The organism is Conyzicola sp., from assembly GCF_046714715.1.
Classification (GTDB): Bacteria; Actinomycetota; Actinomycetes; order Actinomycetales; family Microbacteriaceae; genus Conyzicola.
Map to the genome: position 1 here is coordinate 1 of NZ_JBKKAD010000216.1, position 16,220 is coordinate 16,220.

Genomic DNA, 16,220 nt, shown 5'->3' on the forward strand with positions numbered 1-16,220 from the left:
CCCCCCGGGGGCGAGCCCCGCCGCGCGCGGGGCGGGGGGCGCCCGCCCCACCGCCGGCCCCGCGCGCCGGGCGAGCGCCGGGTCGGTGCGCCGCGGGTGGCAGCCGGCCAGAGATGCCGTGGTCGACGCGATCGAGGCCGCGGTGATGCAGCGGGCGCGCGCCTAAGACGCCCGCGCCGGTGCGGGCGGGAGGGCGCCGGCCCCAGTGCCGGCTTCGGCGCCGGCCTCGGCGCGGCTCTCGGCGCGCGCGAGCCGCCAGTACGCGCCGCTCAGCCCGAGGAACAGGAAGACGGTGCCCGCCGCCTGGGGGAACGATAGTCCGTCGAACAGCGCGAGCAACACGGTGCCCGCGAGCACGGAGCCGCCGAGCGCGAAACCCAGGCCGCGAACGAGCGGGTCATGCCGCGCGGACAGGCCCCGGGCCGCCGTGATGGAACAGACGACGGCGGTGACGCAGACCGCGAGGAAGGCGAGCACACCGACGAGGCCGATCTCGACGGCCAACAGCAGCAGCTGGTTGTCGAGGATCTGGTACTGCGGCTGGAACGTTCCGAAGCCGCGCCCGAAGAACGGCGCCCGTTCGAAGAAGTCGACGGCGAATCCCAGGCTCGAGGCGCGCGAGCTCGAACTGGAGTCGGTGCCCGTCGCGATGAAGAGGTAGCGGAAGTTGTTGATGACCCGCGGTGCGATGACGTAGGTGACGCCGACGAAGGCGACCGCGCCCGCGGCGAGGGTCAGGCGCTGGCCCCTGGTCCAGGTCGGCGCGAGCACGGCGACGCCGACGAGCAGCCCGATGATCGACGATCGCGAGCCGGACAGCACGAGCCCGAGCACGATGAGCCCCACGGGCAGCCAGCGCACGACGAACCAGCGATTCTTCTCGCGCATGGCGAGCGTGAGAGCGACCGGCAGGATCATCGAGAGAACCAGGCCGTACTCGAGGGGATGCGTGGCCGTGCCGGCCGAACGCACCAGGCCGCCGCGGATGTCGACGCTCAGGTAGCCGTCGCCCGTGGTGAGACCGGGAATGACGAGAAGGTCGACGAAGGACTGCCCGGTGAAGAACTGGACGGTGCCGAGCGCGGCGAGCAGCGTTCCCCCGAACACGATGCGCCGGGCGAGGGTGAGGAGCCGCGCGAAGCTCGTGATCCCGTCGGCCGCGATGAACAGGATGCCCGCCCACCCCGCGAGTCGGATGAGGCCGGTGTCTGCCGGATTGATCTCGTCGCCGGGGATCGCGCGGGTCATCGCGGCGATGTAGCTCGCGAGGGCCGCGCCGATGAAGACCAGTTCGGCCGCGCGCACCGGATTGGGGCGGCGGAACAGCTCGGGATTCGCCCGCAGCAGCAGGAAGTAGCACCACAGCACCAGCGCGACGAGGCCCCACAGCAGCGCCACCGTTCCGGCCGAACCGAGCGAGGGAATCGACCGGTTCGACGGAATCGCCCACAACAGCACGAGGTACACGGTCAGGAAGGTGACCGCGTCGGGCGCGCGGAAGGCCGGCGACGCGATCGAACCCACCGCGGTCTGCGTTCTGACGCCGGTCATCGTCGCGTCAGCGGTACGGCTTGCGCTGCTTCGACGCGGACCCGACGGCGCCCGTGAGGCGCGTTCGCGAGCCGCGAGCGCTCGACGGTCGCGCCTTGTTCGCCTTCGGCTCGGAGCCGGCGTCGGATGAGCCCGCGTCGGAGGAGCCCGGTGCCGGGTCGGCGGCGGGCGTGCCCTGATCGGCGTCGTCCTGATCGGCGCTGCGCTGCTCAGGGTCGTTCTGCTCGGCGTCGTGCTGCTCGGCCTTCGCCGCCCTGCGCGCGCGACGGGCGAGCAGCAGCGAGTCCACGACCGCCGCGAGAAGCAGCGTGAGCACCACCCCCACCCCGGCGACTCCCAGAACGGCCTGGAGACGGTTCTTCTGGTCGATCTCGGGCTTCTTGTCGACCGCGAGGGTGTCGAGCGTGATGAGCGAATCGGGGGAGACCGCCAAATTCGTCTGCATGTCCTGCAGGGCCGGGGTCGTGGCATCCAGAACATCGCGCACCACGTCGAGGGTGGCCGCCTTCGTCGGTCCCTGGCCGAAGATGACGATGATCGGTCCGCTCGACGACGTGTCGGAATAGATCTCGAACTCGGAGTCGGGGTTCGCCCGCTCGATCGGGTCGCTCACCTCGTCGGCGGCGACCTTCCTGACGAGCACGTCGACGGCCTGGCTGAGCCCCCCGAGGTAGAGGAACGGGTTGCCGACGTCGCCGACCAGCGTCTTGGGCGGCAGCAGCACGACGCTGGCGCTCGCCGTGTACGACACCGGCACGAGCTGGTACACATTCACCGCGGCTACTGCGGTGAGCGCGAGACCGATCACCAGCACCCACCACCGTCGGGCAAGACTGCCCACGAAGTCGCGGAGGTTCATATAGTGCCTTCCATGCCCAGTGGTCTTCAGGATCTTACTGACAACGCCGACGGGGACACGCCCCCCGTTCGGGGTTCACCGCGCGCCTGCTAATGGGGGGAGAATTCGAGTCGTGAGAGCCAACCAGGTCATGAGCGCCCTGCTTCGGCGATGGTACGTTCTGGTCGGTGTGGCCGCGTTGACGGCCGTCGGCGTGATGTTCGTTATGCGCGTCGACGGCGTGTACTGGGCGCGGGTCAACGTGGTGTTCCTGGCCCCTCCCGAGAAGACGAACCCCAATTCGCTCGCGCTGCCGCCGGCGACCACCGTGAACTTCGCGGCCGTCGTCGAGCGGGAGTTCACCGGAGCGGCCGTGGAGAACAGGTTCGGCTCCCCGGCGGCGACGCTCTACGGCTCGGGAGTGCGCGAGGGCTACAGCGTGATCCTCGTCAACCGCGGTGGACAGTGGGGGCGGGCGTTCAGCGACCCGGTGCTCGCCGTCGAGGTGGTCGACTCGAGCGAAGAGCGGGTGGAGGCGGTGCTCGACGACGTGCTCGCGCGCATCGAGACGCTCGCCGTCGAGCAGCAGGACTCCCTGAGCGTCACGGCCGATGCGCGCATCGAGACCCTGCGCTCGCCGCAGACCGCGATCGTCAGCTACACGGGCGGAAACCGGGCGCGTGCCGCGGCGGGAGTGGCAGCGCTCGGTGGCCTGGTCGCGGTCTCTGCCACGATCATCCTCGACCGCGTCGTGCAGCGGCGCAGAGAACGACAGCACAGCTAGGACGATGCGGTGCGCCGGCGAAGGCCGAGAACCTTCTTGGCCCGCGAGAAGCCGTCTTTGCCGAGCACGCCCTTCACGACGGTCTTGAGCGACGACCGCGCGACATCGCGCACGCGGCGCAGCGGGGCGTTGATGAAACGGTCGCGCCGTAGGGCAGCGGGAGCGACGGGCGGCACATCGTCGAGCAGCCCGGGAAACAGCGCCTCGAACCCCGCCGGCGACGTGAGCGTGCCGTGCACGCGGTTGCTGACGTTGGTGCCGTGCACCACCTGCAGCCACCCGGGCGATCCCGCGAGCTCCGTGACCGACATCTGCTTGTGCAGCAGGTTGTGCCAGTCGGCCCAGCAGCTCACCGGGTCGACCCAGCTCTCGCGCACCGAGCAGAACGCATTGCTGCGGTCGACCCGCGAGTAGAGCGAATCGCCGCTGCGGATCAGCCCGCGCGTGAGGTACAGCGCGCTTCTGGCTTCACGCGGCCGCGCCGCCTGCAGCCGCTGCACGAAGTCGGTCGCGATGCCGTCGTCGTTGTCGAGATTGGTGGTGATGAGTTCGGATGCCGCGGCGCCCGTCACCCGTCGGATGTCGGCGATGAGCGTCTCCCGGTCGACCTCCTCCCGGAAGATCGGCGTGAAGGTGCCCGCCGCGCGGTGCCGTTCCACCCGGTCGAGCAGCCACTGCGGGCTCTGTGGATCGAAGTAGATGATCCACGAGAAGTTACCCGTGGTCTGGGCGAGCACCGACGGCACGCAGTAGCGTTCGAACAGGTCGACCCGTGTGCGCAGCCAGCCTTCGCGGGCCCGGATCAGGCTCTCCACACCCTGGCTCGGCAGGTTGAACCTGGTTAGGATGGCGTGGTCGACGGGGGCCACTTCTAGAGCGCGATCCGGTAGATGTGATAGCTGTACTCGGCCGCGAACTCGTCGCTGAACGTTCCGTCGGCCTGCACCGGGATGGAACGGTTCTCGCCGACGACCTCCACCGTCGTGCCGTCGACCCCGGCGGGCAGATCGAACGTGCGCGCGCCCGGCGAGCTCTGACCGTCGACCATCGCGAACACGTAGGCGGAGCCGTCGTGGGTCTTGAGCATGGTGTCGAGTCCGGTGCCGAAACTGTAGTCGTACGACTGCGAGTTGATTACCGGGGCCAGCTCGGCGATCTGGCCGTTGACGTGGGCCGCTGCCTTCACCTGCGCGGCGCCGCAGAAGCCGTCGTCGCCCTGCGACTGCCGCACGATGCTGCCGCCGCCGCATTCGCCCGACAGGCTCTGGTTGAAGTAGACGATGCCGCGGGCCTCATTGATCACCGAGTTCATCACCGCGCCCTCGAGCTGCCCGGGGGCGATGTAGACGGCGGGCGCGTCGGCGCCCGGGCCGCCGTTGAGGTTCTCGACGAACTGCCAGATGGGCTGCAGTTTGCCGTCGGCGAGGTCGCGCTCGCGCATCATCTCGACGGTCTTGCCGTACGACGAGGCGGTGCGGCAGTTCGATTCGTACACCGGCTGCAGGTAGGTCTCGCCGCGGTACGGCTTCCAGTCGCAGTAGGGGATCGTGTACCAGTACATGTCGAGCGAGGCGACGTCGGTGTAGTCGTTGACGTAACGCTGCGCGCTCGACTGGTCGCCGTCCTGGCTCACCACGATCTGCGTGTAGTTGGCGTAGTCGAATCTGCCGCTGCCGGCGTTGGCGTTCTTCGCCGCCTCGAGCAGGGCGTGGCCCTCGTCGTCGCTGTAGCGACCGTCGATCTCGTCGCCGAGGAAATTGCCGACCCAGTTGCGGCTGGAGTCGCTGAACGTGTCGTTCAGCTTGTCGCCGATCCAGTAGACGTCGTTGTCCTCGAACAGCTGGTAGTCGGTGCCTTCCCACATGCCGACGTAGGTGTTGATGCCCACCGATTTGTCGTAGAGCACCTCGTCGTCGCTGGAAATGCCGTTGAACCAGATCACGATCGGGAAGAAGCCCGGGTCGTCCCAGCCGGCTCCGTCGGCCGCCCGGAAGTTCTTCCAGTAGCTCGAGCCGCCCTCCCAGGGGATGCGGGGGAGGTCGAGGGTGGTCGGATCGGTGCCTGGATCGGGCGTCGGCGTCGGTGTCGGTGTGGGCGTCGGGGTCGGGGTCGGTTCCAGAGTGGGGCTGGGAGTGGGGTCGGGAGTCGCGGTCGGGTCGATCGTCGGCTCCGGCGTGGGCGTCTGCGTCGACGGGGCGCCGGGAACGAAGAGCACGTCGACGTAGTAGCTCGATCCGCGGTAGGTGTCGCTCGGGAAGCCGCCCGAGCCGTAGTCGTACACGCCACCGTCGGCGGGCACCGTGAGGGGTCCCGACGTGACCGAATCATCGAAGGCGTTCTCGTCTGCGGAGTACTTGCCGTTCGGCGAGAGGTACGAAGCGACGTAGGTGCGTCCCGCCGTGATCGCCACCGGTTCGTCGAATGTCGTCGTCTGCCAGCCCGAGCGGGTCTCCTCGGTGAACTCCGCCGTAGCGAGCGGCCTGCCGCGGCCGCTCCAGAGCGTGCCCACGTGGGTGCCGCTGTTCTTCGGGCCCTTATAGAAGCGGATGCCCGTGACCGTGCCATCCACCGCACTGGAAAATTTCATTCCGAGTTCGACCGAATTGCCGTCGGGATCGGTGACCACCACCGGAACCTCGGTCGACTCGTGAACACCCACGGAGCGGGCGGTCGCGGGTTCTCCGAACCTGACGACGGTCACCAGCGAGAGCAGTACCGCCACGACCACGAGGGTCACGAGGGGCCTGCGCCGGCGAGCTGCGTGTCGAGCGGTGGTGCGTAGCGTCATTGTCTGCATCATCGTGTCCAAACGTGTCGGGTCCCCCGCTGGCGCACTGCTGCGGCCCAAGCTAGCAGTCTCATTTGGGGCCGTCCAGACCAGCGGCGCCGGATCTGGCAGGGGTTGCGCGGGCCCGCGGCGGCCGGTATTGGCCGTGGTGGGGAGCGCGATTCGCAACCGAAGGCACGTCACGGCTGGAATCGTCGCGTTCCCAGGCAGTGCCGGCTGAAGCGCGCCTCGCCGCCCGGCGACCCGCGAGGGTGAGGGCGCCGAACGCGACGGCGTCGCCGAGGGAGAAGGGGCCGCGCACGCTCGCCCACAGTTCCTTCAGCGTCGAGGACGTGGTGGAACCCGTGCCCGCCGCCGTGTTGCCCCGGCGCTGCCGCGTCAGCACGGCGAGCAGGCCCGTGCGGTTCTTCGGCGTGTGCACCCGGATCGGCTCCGTCGCGACCACCGCTTTCTCGTGGGACGCGAAGGCCGCGTTCACGATGAGGTCGTCGGCCGTCTTGTCGGCGAACCTGCCGATGCGTGCGTGCCCCTTCTCGTTGAGGGCGTAGGCCCCGGCACCCCACAGCGACCGGTGTGCCGACGGCAGCCGGTCGCGCGCGCGGTAGTACGCCCGCACGAGTGGTGACGCGCCCGCCGTGACATAGCGGAAGGCCGGGCGGGCCGCCAGCACCACGTCGCTGTCGAGGGCGGCGAACACCGCGGCGATCGCACCCGGATGGATCTCGACGTCGGCGTCGAGGTAGAGGCGCGGCCACGACCCGGCAGCCAGGTCGCCGAGATTGAGCGCCGTCGTCTTCGACGGGATCGGGGTCTCGACGACGCGCACCCCCTCGAAGCCCCGGGCGATCTCGGCGGTGGCGTCGGAACACCCGTTGCAGACGACGATCACCTCGACGCGTCCTTCGGCCGCCAGCGGTGCGAGGACGCGCAACGTGCGGGGGATGACCGCGGCCTCGTTGTGGGCCGGCACGATGACGGCCCCGGTGGAGCGCCCCGCCGCGGCGACCGGCCACCGGGTTGCGCGTGGGAGCCGTGGCCACGATCGTTGGTCGGCGACCGCCCGCAACACGTCGCGGTGCGTGGGGTCGTAGGCGCGCAGCAGCTCGTGCAGGATCACGGTGGCGTGGAAGGCGGCGGCATACCGGGGCGACCGGTGTTTGCGCACGTATCGCACGCGGTTCACCGCCATCAGCGCCGCGAGCTGTGACGACGACCCCGAACCGGCCCCGTCGTGCACCACCAGGGCGCGGGGTTCGTACCAGACGGCGAATCCGGCGTCGCGCATCCGACGCAGGTAGTCGGTCTCCTCGGAGTAGAGGAAAAACCGGGCGTCCCACGCTCCGACGGCCGTGGTCGCCTCGCGCCGCACCATCACCGCGGCGCCAGTCGCCCAGTCGACGGGGTGAGCGGAGAGGTAGGAGCCGGCCGCGCCGTCGATCTCGCTCGACCAGGCCGGCCGGTCGCCGGCCCTGCTTCCGAGGAGGGCGTCGCCGACCGAGCGCACGATCGTCGGCTCGCGGCGTAGCGAGGGGTAGGTGGTGCCGTCGGGCGACTCGATGCGTGGCACGACCGCGCCGACGCCGGGCTCGCCGAGCCGGTCGAGCATCGCGGCGAGCGCGCCCCGCGCCACCGTGAGATCGGGGTTGAGCACGAGCACGGCCCGGGCGTCGCCCGCCCGACGCAGGGCGAGATTGATGCCGGCGGCATAGCCGCGGTTTCCGCCCGTCGGGACCGTCACGACGTCGGGCTCGGCCGCGAGCAGGGCGTCGGTGCCGTCGGTCGATCCGTTGTCGGCGACGATGACGCGCACCCGCAGTGCGCCCACGTCGGAGCGCAGGCTGGCGAGCAGCCCCGGCAGGTGATCGGCGTTGTTGAAGGTCACGACCGCCACCGCGATATCGATGGCGTCGCCGTGGGGTCGGAAGGCGCCGGCGGACGACATCATCGGCGCACCACCGATGGCGAGAAGGCGTGCTCGATAAACACGCGAGGCGACCCGGAACCGTCGGCCGCCGTCGCCCACACGTCGCTGTCGCCCGGCGCGTCCTCGCGGGGCAGGGCGTAGAGCAGGGTGTCGTCGTCGAGCCATTCGATCTGGTCGTCGACGGAATTGCGGTCTGGCATGGTCGTCACCTTTCCCGTTGAGAGCTGCATGACGGCCGCCGCCCACGACGCGGAGTCGCCGGGCCGTTTCTGCTTGAACGCGATGCGCGTGCCGTCGGGCGACAGCGATGGGCATTCGACCGCGGGTGCCACCGATGTCAGGGTGCGCGCGGCGAGGTCGCCCCGCACCAGCCAGGTCGACCCCCCGCTCGTGGCGGTCGCGTAGAACACCGTGTCGTCGGCGAAGGTGACGCCCCAGAAGTTGCGGTCGGCCGCGGTGACCGCGGCTCCGTCGACGATCAGCGCGAACTCTTCGAGGTTGCCGTGGTCGGTGCCGTCGGCCGCCACGATGCGGGTCGCCGTGGAGAACGCCACGCTCCCGTACGACTCGCCGGTGACGAACGACGTGAACGCGACCAGCTCGCCACTCGGCGAGATCCGGGTGCGGCTGGGGATGCCGGGCAGCGGCCAGGACTGCCGGGCGTCGCCCCGCGCTTCGAGCAGGTTGGCCGAGAACGTGGTCACGATTCCGCGGTCGATCCGCAGGCACATTGAGAGGTCGGTGGTCGCGTAGACGCGGTCGCACGCGACGGAGGTCACCTCGCGGTCGCCCTCCGGCTCGACGGCGTCGACGCTCGCTACCAGTCCGTAGGCGGCATCGGGGCGGGTGTCGATGAACGCGACCCGGTCGCCGTCGAACGAGCTGGCGAGGGTGGCTGTCGAGCGCAGCGCGGCGGCGGAGCGGGCCTGGTACCCCGAGATCGCCACCACGCAGTACGCCGCGGCACCCCCGAGCAGCAACGTGGTGATCGCGAGGGCGAGTGCCGTGCGCACGCGACCGGTCACGGCGCGTTCCCTGTCGGGGTCGCGTTCGCGAGCAGGGGCCGGATGGCGACGAGCAACACGGGAATCGCGATCGCGAGCGCCGCCGCGACCGTGACGACCGCGAGTTCGCGGCCGAGCGCGAACCAGAGCACGCCGAAGCCCGTCGCGCCGACGAGCCGACCGACCGCGACTGCCGTCTGCGCCATCGCTATGCCGCTCGCGGTGCCTTCGGGGGGCGCGAACTGGCCGGCGAGCGCGGCGAGCACTCCGTCGGTCGCCGCGTAGAACGCGCCGAGCAGCACGAGGCACCCGACGGTGACGGCGATCCCGCCGAAGGGCAGGGCCGCGCACGCGTAGGCAGCGAGCAGTGCGCAGTGCCCCAGCACGAACACGCGGGCGCGGCCGAACCGGTCGGCCACCCGCCCGAGCGGGATCGCGAACGCGAAGAACGCCACGTTCGTGCCGACGTACAGCAGCGGAAACCACTGCGCCGCGAACGAGCTTCGCGACTGCAGCACGAGGTAGATGAATCCGTCGCCCACGGTGAGCACCGCGAGCACACCTGCCACGAGCACGATCCTGCGCAGTCGCGGGTCGGCGAGGCTGCGCCACCGGAATGGCACGCGCGGTTCGCCCTCCGCCAGCCGCTGTGCGCGCGGTCGCAGGCCGGGAACGAGCAGGCCGAGAAGCACGACTCCGGCGAACGCGAACGAGAGGGAGACGATGAACACCACGTTGTAGCCGGTGGGGATGAACGAGAGGATGAGGAACGCGAGCAGCGGTCCGGCCGCCGCGCCGACGGTGTCGAGCATGCGGTGCACGCCGAAGGAGCGCGCGAGGTTGTCGGGGTGCGAGGCGGCCGTGATGAGGGCGTCGCGCGGCGCGGTGCGCACACCCTTTCCCAGCCGGTCGACGGTGATGACGGCGGCGACCGCGGCGAAGCCCGTCGCGAACAGCAGCCAGATCTTCGCCAAAGCCGAGACGCCGTAGCCGAAGAAGGCGATCCACTTCGGATGGTCGGCACGGTCGGACGCCCAGCCCCCTCCGATCCGCACGATGGCGCTGACGCCCTGATAGAGGCCGTCGATGAATCCGTACGCGATCGTCGAGAGGCCGAGAGCGCCGGTGATGTAGAGAGGGAGGATCGACGCGACCGCCTCCGACGAGACATCCGTCACCATGCTCACGACCCCCAGGGTCACGACGACCGACGACACGCGCTTGGTGCGCGAGCCTGGCGCCGGGCGCGAGCCACGGTCAGGGAGGGAGATGTACATCGTGACCTTCGACTAGGAGCCGGCGCCGAGCACGCCGAAGAGCGAGTATCGCGAACCGTCGGGGGAGGGAGTGACGGTGAGGGTGACGCTCTCGCCGCCGCGGGCGAATGAGACAGCGCTCGACCCGCTGGCCGCGGGAAGCGGGCTGCCGGGAAAGCCGAGGGCGGCGAACAGGTTCTCGTAGTAGGTCGTGACATCGGCGGCGGACGCCGGGGTGGAGGCCACGACCGACGCCTGCACCCGCGTGCCGTCCGAGTCCAGAGACGACGTCGAAATCGTGGATTCGGGCACGAGGGGGATGTTCTCGGGGAAGCCGGCCACGAGCTCACCGACCTCGCTCTCCGTCTGCGACGCCGGTGGCTTCACCAGCGGAGGCGGAGGCGGGGCGGGCTCGCCCGGCGGGAGCGCCCGCGTTGCCGGCCCCGGTGGTGTCTCGCCCCGCTCCGACAGCGACGGCGACGGCGAAGCGCTCGAGCCGGAGGCCGCGGGATCGTTGCTCGGTGACGCCGACGGTTGTGCGGCGGGCCCCGCGGGCAGCAGCGACACGGTCACGGCGATGACGGCCAGCGCGACCGCGAGAACGATACCGCCCACGATGTACGGACGGTATCGGCGGGGCTCGGCCGGCGTCGTCATGCGGTGGTCAGCACTCCCGACGTCTCGACGTACCGTTCGCCCGTCGCCACGCACTCGAACGAGCCGTCGCCGAGGTCGGCGAGCCGTCGGCCGTCGCGGCCGACCCAGCCGATACGTCGAGCGGGCACCCCGGCCATCAGCGCGTAGTCGAGAACGTTCTTGGTCACCACCGAACCGGCCGCCACGAGCGCGTACCGCCCGATCGTGATCGGGGCGACACACACCGTGCGCGCGCCGATCGAGGCGCCCGTTCGCACGGTGACCCCCACGGCCTGCCAGTCGTCGTTCGTCTGTCGGCTGCCGTCGAGGTTGAGGGCCCGCGGGTAGCTGTCGTTGGTGAAGACCACCGCCGGGCCCACGAACACGCCATCCTCGAGCAGGGCGGGCTCGTAGATGAGGGCGTAGTTCTGCAGCTTGCAGTTGCGTCCGATGATCACGCCGGGGCCCACATACGCGCCCCGGCCCACGATGCAGCCCGAACTCACCTGGGCGTATTCGCGGATCTGAGCCAGATGCCAGACCATGCTGCCCGGCCCCACCTTGGCGCGCGGGTCGACATCGGCGGTGAGCGCGATGCGGGCAGGCAACTCGTCCTCGCGAGTTACGGGGTGCTCCTCGACGCCGGTCATCAGTAGGCGCCGACCGGTGCGGCGACGACCTTGACCGTGCGCCAGAGGATGATCAGGTCACCCATCAGCGACCAGTTCTCCACGTAGTAGAGGTCGAGACGCACGCTGTCCTCCCAGCTGAGGTTCGACCGCCCGTTGACCTGCCACATGCCGGTGAGGCCCGGCTTGATGTAGAGCCGACGGTGGACGTGGTCTTCGTAGGTGCTCACCTCGCTCGCCAGCGGAGGCCGCGGCCCGACGAGGCTCATGTCGCCCATCAGCACGTTCCACAACTGGGGGAGCTCGTCGAGGGAGTACTTGCGCAGGGTGCGCCCGAGCCGGGTGACCCTCGGGTCGTTCTTCATCTTGAACAGCACCCCGTTGCCCTCGCTCTTGGCCACGAGGTCGCCGAGCTGGGTCGGCGCCGACGCGTTCATCGACCGGAACTTCAGGATGCGGAACAGCTGCCCGCCGCGACCCACGCGTTCCTGCGCGAAGAACGACGGGCCGTCGCTGTCGAGCCGGATCAGCAGGGCGATGACCGCGAAGACGGGGCTGAGGAAAACCAGGGCCGTGCCGGCGATCACGATGTCCATGGCCCGTTTCGCGACGTGCTTCGCGCCGTCGAACTGAGGGATCTCGACGTGCAGCAGCGGGAGGCCCTCGACCGGACGGAAATGGATGCGCGGGCCCGCCACGTTCGCGAGGCTCGTCGCCAGGATGAGGTCGGCCGTCGCCCCCTCGAGCTGCCAGGCGAGATCGTGGATGTAGTCGCTGCCGCCGCTCGGGTGACCGGCGACGACGACCCCGTCGACGGCCATGGCGCGGGCAAACTCCGCGGCGCGCGACATTCCCGCGAGCACGACGAACTCCTCGAGGACGCCGCCCGCCGGCGCGGGGTCCTCCTCTTCGATTACGGCGCCGACGACCGAGTAGGCCGCCCCGGAACTGGCACGGATCTGCGCGACGACGCACGCGACATCCGAACTCTTGCCGATCACGATGACGCGGGAGAGCGCGTGGCCGGCGCGCTGTTGGGCGAAGAGCCACTGCCTCCAGAGCCAGCGGCTGAGCAGCAGGCCGAAGAAGCCTGCCGGGAAGGCGAGGACGAAGAACCAGCGCGCGGTGTCGGCCTGGAAGACCAGGAAGACGATCGCGAGCAGGCCGAAGGTGGTGGTGCTGGCGTGGGCGACGCGCTTGTACTCCCCGGCGCCGACCCCGATGATGCGCAGGTCGCGGGTGCGGAAGGCGCCGAGCCCCGCGGACCAGGCGAGGGCGACGATGAGCGCCATAAACGCGAACCGCGACCCGGCCGGGGTCGCGATCGAACCGAGCGCCTCCGAACCGAATCGGGAGAAGTAGGCGGCGACCACCGCGACCGCGATGACGGCGGCATCGGTGATGCGCAGCCGGGCCCGGTAGCCGCCGGCCCAGCGGGCCCCGCTGGAGGCGGTCGACGCGTGCTGTGTCTCTGGGTGGACCTGTGTATTCGGGTGGGTCTGAGCCTGCTCACTCCCGCCGCGCCTCCGAGGGGGCGCCGCGGGATGTGAACCGTGGGGCGGGTGCTGAAGCGCTATACGCCGCGAACGGCTTCGGGAAAGCGCGAATTCGACCATGCTGAGCCTGCAATTCCGGGAAAATGGTACAGCTGAGAGCACCGTGGGTGGCGGCGCTCTTGGTGCAAGCCCGCAGCGGCCTCGACTGGGTATGGGTCGAGTTCGGGTGCCGACGCGGGGATCTTCGGGTTGGGTAATCGGGTGTGGCGTGCCCCCTTGGGGGGTAACGCCACGACGCTATTCCCCCCGCCTCTGGCCCCCATATCCCCCCTTCGGGGGGCATCCACGGGGGGTCCGGGTGTGCTTGAGTATCGGGTTAGGAAACGCGATTATTCGTCGCGGACCCGATTGCAAGGTTCGCCATCCGATTGCCGAATTAGATAACGTTGCGGCATGACGTTCAACGACAACGCCAAGATCGATACGGGCAGAACCCGCCGCCGCGGCCGCACGGGCGGCATCGTCGCGGGCGGCGGTGCGCTCGGCGTGGTCGCGCTGTTCCTCCTCTCCCAACTGCTCGGTGTGGACCTCACGGGCCTGGCCGGCGGGGGTGGCGCGCAGAACGGCAGCGACGAGGCGATCGCCGACTGCCAGACGGGCGCCGACGCCAATGCCGACCGCGACTGCCGACTCGCGAGCGCGGGCGATTCGATCGACACCTACTGGGCGAGCCAGCTGCCCGACTACCGCCCGACGAACGTCGTTCTCTTCACCGATCAGACGAACACCGGATGCGGCGGCGCCACGAGTGCCGTCGGGCCGTTCTATTGCCCCGCCGACGAGGTCATCTACATCGACACGTCGTTCTTCGACGACCTGCGCACGCGCTTCGGTGCCTCGGGCGGACCGCTCGCCGAGATGTACGTGCTCGCCCACGAGTGGGGTCACCACATCCAGAACATCAGCGGCACCATGGCTGGCCTCGACCGCCAGACCACCGGCCCGCAGTCAGACGGCGTGCGCCTCGAGGTGCAGGCCGACTGCTTCGCGGGGGCGTGGGCGGGCGAGGCGTCGACCGTTCCCGACGACAGCGGAACACCGCTGCTGAAGGAGATCACGAGCGAGCAGCTCGCGCAGGCCCTGAGCGCGGCCGCCGCGGTGGGCGACGACCGCATCCAGGGTTCGGCGAGCGGCGAGGTGAATCCCGAGACCTGGACGCACGGCTCGAGCGAGCAGCGACAGGAGTGGTTCACCAAGGGTTTCGAGGGCGGCCCTTCCGCGTGCGACTCGTTCGGGGCGACCCTCTAGCGCGTTCCCGGAGGCCGGTTGCTAGAGGCTGATCTCCAGCGCGTGCTGCGCTTCCTCCACCGTGCCGAAGGTGCCGAGGGGCTTGGCGAGCCTCGTCGTCGAGGCGAATCCGCTGCCCCATCGGGCTTCGACCATTCCGACGAACTCACCGTCGCGCCGGGCTACCCACAGGCCGGCCTGTTCCGCCACCCACACGATCGTGGGGGCCGTCACCGTCGGGTTCTTGCGATTCATGACCGTGCTCATAGCAATGTCCCTCCATTGGGCTCGTGCGTGTCACGACCCTAGCCCGCGGCGACGGCTGGAGAGAAGGCCCTGTCGCCGGGCGCGCCGATGTGCGTTACCGGTCGGCGCGGCCGGGCGGAATCAGGCGGCGTGGCGGGAGGTGAGCTCGGCGCGCAGCGGGAAGTCCTGGCCGTCGAGGATGATCTGCGCGCTCACGCCGCTCGAGGCATTGACCACGATCGGAGCGAGCAGATTCATGGTCGTCCCGTCGGTGCCGGGGTTCGCGACGACCAGCACCAGGGCGTCTTCCGCGGCGTGAAGGTCGAGCGCGACGCAGTCTTCGTCGGAGATGACCGGTGCGTAGTCGGGCAGGTACACCGAGGCATCCAGGACGAAGAGGCGGATGGCCGAGTCGGTGAGCGACTGGAGTGCGAAGAGGCCGTCGGCCCCGTCGATCGCGCTGAGGAGGAAGTCGACGTGGGGCGCGAGTCCGTGCGGGGGAGTCGGGAAGGTCAGGGCTGCGGTCATGAGAGGAAATCCATCAGTGAGGGCTGGAGGGCGCGGGCGGTCACGGAGAGGGCGGCTTGGTAGCTCACCTCTTGGGCTTTGAGATCGAGGATGGCCTTGCCGAGATCGACGTCTTCGATCTCGGAACGCTGCGCCTCGAGGGACACTGATTCGCTCATGTTTGCCCCCTGGGATTTGAGTACCTGTGCCTGACGGGCGCCGACGACGCCGCGCTGCCCGGACATGGTGGCCACCCGGTCGTCGATCTCGGTGAGCCGGGTGCTCACGCTCACGCCGGAACGGAGGTCTGCGACGATGTCGTCGACGAGCTTGAACACCGAGTCGTCGCCCACGCCGAAGGTCGCGGCGCCGTCGGCGTCGACGCGGATCGATGTGGTCGCGTCGATGCGGCGTTCGACGATGCTGCCGGTTCCGGTGAACGTGAGGTCGGGGTTGAAGGCGACTCCGGCGTCGGAGTTGCCGGCGAAGACCGTGCGCCCCATGTACTTGGTGTTCGCTGTCGTCATCAGGTCGGCGCGGAGACTCTCGAGCTCCACCGCGATCGCCTCTTTCTGCGTGGCCGACAGCGCGCCGTCGTTGGCGCCCTGGACCGTAAGGTCACGCACGCGCTTCATGATGTCGCCGGTCTTGCCGAGGGCCGTGTCGACCGTGGTCAGCCACGAGTTGCCGTCGTTGATGTTGCGGGCGAACTGGGCGACGGCGTTCTGCTCGGAACGTACGCGGATGGAGTCGGCGGTGCCGGAGGGGTCATCGGACGGCACTCCGATGCGCTTGAGGCTCGATGCCGTTTCCTGCAGTTTCGACAGGTTGCTGAGGCTGAGTTGCAGGTTGCGCTGCGCCGCGACGGCGAGGCCCTGGTTGGTGACGCGATTGATCACGAGCTATCTCCCGACGATTCCGGTGCGATTGATGAGGGTGTCGAGCATTTCGTCGACGGAAGTCATGACGCGCGCGGCCGCGTTGTACGCGGTCTGGAAGGCCACCATGTGGATGTTCTCCTCGTCGATGTCGACGGAGGCGTTGGAGAGCTGGTTGCCGACGGCGGCCTTCGTCGACAGGTCGGCGAGAGCCGATTGCTGGAGGCCGGTCCTGGCCGCGACGGCGATGCCGGTCACGATCGTCGACCAGCTCTTGTCGGGCGAGTCGACGGCCTTGCCGAGGTTCGCGATCGCGGCGGCGATCGAGCCGTCGCCGCCGCCGGCACCCGGCCTGGCGGTGGCGATGCCGCCGACCCCGGTCGGGATGACGGTGAG

16 protein-coding genes are annotated in these 16,220 nt (G+C 69.8%); 2 read left to right on the forward strand and 14 right to left on the reverse strand.

Annotation, left to right across the window (positions count from 1 at the left end; genetic code table 11):
- Positions 1-162 precede the first annotated feature (162 nt).
- Positions 163-1,551 (reverse strand): O-antigen ligase family protein, encoded by a 1,389-nt coding sequence (locus ACLQ6X_RS16805; protein ID WP_411701294.1) that lies wholly within the window; start codon positions 1,549-1,551, stop codon positions 163-165.
- A gap of 7 nt (positions 1,552-1,558) precedes the next feature.
- Positions 1,559-2,410, reverse strand: a complete 852-nt coding sequence (locus ACLQ6X_RS16810) for a hypothetical protein (RefSeq protein ID WP_411701295.1) — start codon at positions 2,408-2,410, stop codon at positions 1,559-1,561.
- A 112-nt stretch (positions 2,411-2,522) separates the two neighbouring features.
- Between ACLQ6X_RS16810 and ACLQ6X_RS16815 the strand changes: the two genes are divergently transcribed.
- Complete coding sequence (locus tag ACLQ6X_RS16815; RefSeq protein ID WP_411701296.1) at positions 2,523-3,173, forward strand: hypothetical protein; 651 nt, start codon at positions 2,523-2,525, stop codon at positions 3,171-3,173.
- Here ACLQ6X_RS16815 and ACLQ6X_RS16820 read toward each other — a convergent pair.
- The 8 genes from ACLQ6X_RS16820 to ACLQ6X_RS16855 all read right to left on the reverse strand — a co-directional run bounded on the left by ACLQ6X_RS16820 (position 3,170) and on the right by ACLQ6X_RS16855 (position 13,026).
- Positions 3,170-4,042, reverse strand: a complete 873-nt coding sequence (locus ACLQ6X_RS16820) for a glycosyltransferase (RefSeq protein WP_411701297.1) — start codon at positions 4,040-4,042, stop codon at positions 3,170-3,172. The genes ACLQ6X_RS16815 and ACLQ6X_RS16820 overlap by 4 nt on opposite strands.
- 2 nt (positions 4,043-4,044) lie before the next feature.
- On the reverse strand, positions 4,045-5,961 hold the full coding sequence (locus tag ACLQ6X_RS16825) for a DUF4082 domain-containing protein (RefSeq protein ID WP_411701298.1): 1,917 nt from the start codon (positions 5,959-5,961) through the stop codon (positions 4,045-4,047).
- 70 nt (positions 5,962-6,031) lie between these two features.
- Entirely contained in the window at positions 6,032-7,906 is a 1,875-nt protein-coding gene (locus ACLQ6X_RS16830) for a glycosyltransferase family 2 protein (protein ID WP_411701299.1), read from the reverse strand.
- Positions 7,903-8,910, reverse strand: a complete 1,008-nt coding sequence (locus ACLQ6X_RS16835) for a TolB family protein (protein ID WP_411701300.1) — start codon at positions 8,908-8,910, stop codon at positions 7,903-7,905. The genes ACLQ6X_RS16830 and ACLQ6X_RS16835 overlap by 4 nt, the downstream gene beginning before the upstream one ends.
- Positions 8,907-10,166 carry an MFS transporter gene (locus ACLQ6X_RS16840; RefSeq protein ID WP_411701301.1) on the reverse strand — a complete coding sequence of 420 codons (1,260 nt, stop codon included), beginning with the start codon at positions 10,164-10,166 and terminating at the stop codon, positions 8,907-8,909. Before ACLQ6X_RS16840 ends, ACLQ6X_RS16835 begins: the two co-directional genes overlap by 4 nt.
- 12 nt (positions 10,167-10,178) lie before the next feature.
- Positions 10,179-10,802, reverse strand: a complete 624-nt coding sequence (locus tag ACLQ6X_RS16845) for a hypothetical protein (RefSeq protein ID WP_411701302.1) — start codon at positions 10,800-10,802, stop codon at positions 10,179-10,181.
- The gene (locus ACLQ6X_RS16850) at positions 10,799-11,431 is read right to left on the reverse strand and encodes a DapH/DapD/GlmU-related protein (RefSeq protein WP_411701303.1); all 633 of its coding nucleotides are present in this window, start codon (positions 11,429-11,431) and stop codon (positions 10,799-10,801) included. Before ACLQ6X_RS16850 ends, ACLQ6X_RS16845 begins: the two co-directional genes overlap by 4 nt.
- Positions 11,431-13,026 (reverse strand): sugar transferase, encoded by a 1,596-nt coding sequence (locus ACLQ6X_RS16855; RefSeq protein WP_411701304.1) that lies wholly within the window; start codon positions 13,024-13,026, stop codon positions 11,431-11,433. Before ACLQ6X_RS16855 ends, ACLQ6X_RS16850 begins: the two co-directional genes overlap by 1 nt.
- Positions 13,027-13,359: 333 nt before the next feature.
- Here ACLQ6X_RS16855 and ACLQ6X_RS16860 point away from each other — a divergent pair, with 333 nt between their 5' ends.
- On the forward strand, positions 13,360-14,214 hold the full coding sequence (locus ACLQ6X_RS16860; RefSeq protein ID WP_411701305.1) for a neutral zinc metallopeptidase: 855 nt from the start codon (positions 13,360-13,362) through the stop codon (positions 14,212-14,214).
- 21 nt (positions 14,215-14,235) lie between these two features.
- Here the strand turns inward: ACLQ6X_RS16860 and ACLQ6X_RS16865 are convergent, their stop codons facing one another.
- From ACLQ6X_RS16865 to ACLQ6X_RS16880, 4 genes are all read right to left on the reverse strand, one after another.
- Positions 14,236-14,460, reverse strand: a complete 225-nt coding sequence (locus ACLQ6X_RS16865) for a hypothetical protein (protein ID WP_411701306.1) — start codon at positions 14,458-14,460, stop codon at positions 14,236-14,238.
- 120 nt (positions 14,461-14,580) lie between these two features.
- The gene (locus ACLQ6X_RS16870) at positions 14,581-14,967 is read right to left on the reverse strand and encodes a flagellar assembly protein FliW (protein WP_411701307.1); all 387 of its coding nucleotides are present in this window, start codon (positions 14,965-14,967) and stop codon (positions 14,581-14,583) included.
- A complete protein-coding gene (flgL, locus tag ACLQ6X_RS16875) occupies positions 14,964-15,845 on the reverse strand; it encodes a flagellar hook-associated protein FlgL (RefSeq protein WP_411701308.1) in 882 nt (293 codons plus the stop codon). Before flgL ends, ACLQ6X_RS16870 begins: the two co-directional genes overlap by 4 nt.
- A gap of 3 nt (positions 15,846-15,848) precedes the next feature.
- Positions 15,849-16,220: flagellar basal body rod C-terminal domain-containing protein (locus ACLQ6X_RS16880; protein WP_411701309.1), on the reverse strand; the 372-nt coding region annotated here is incomplete at its 5' end.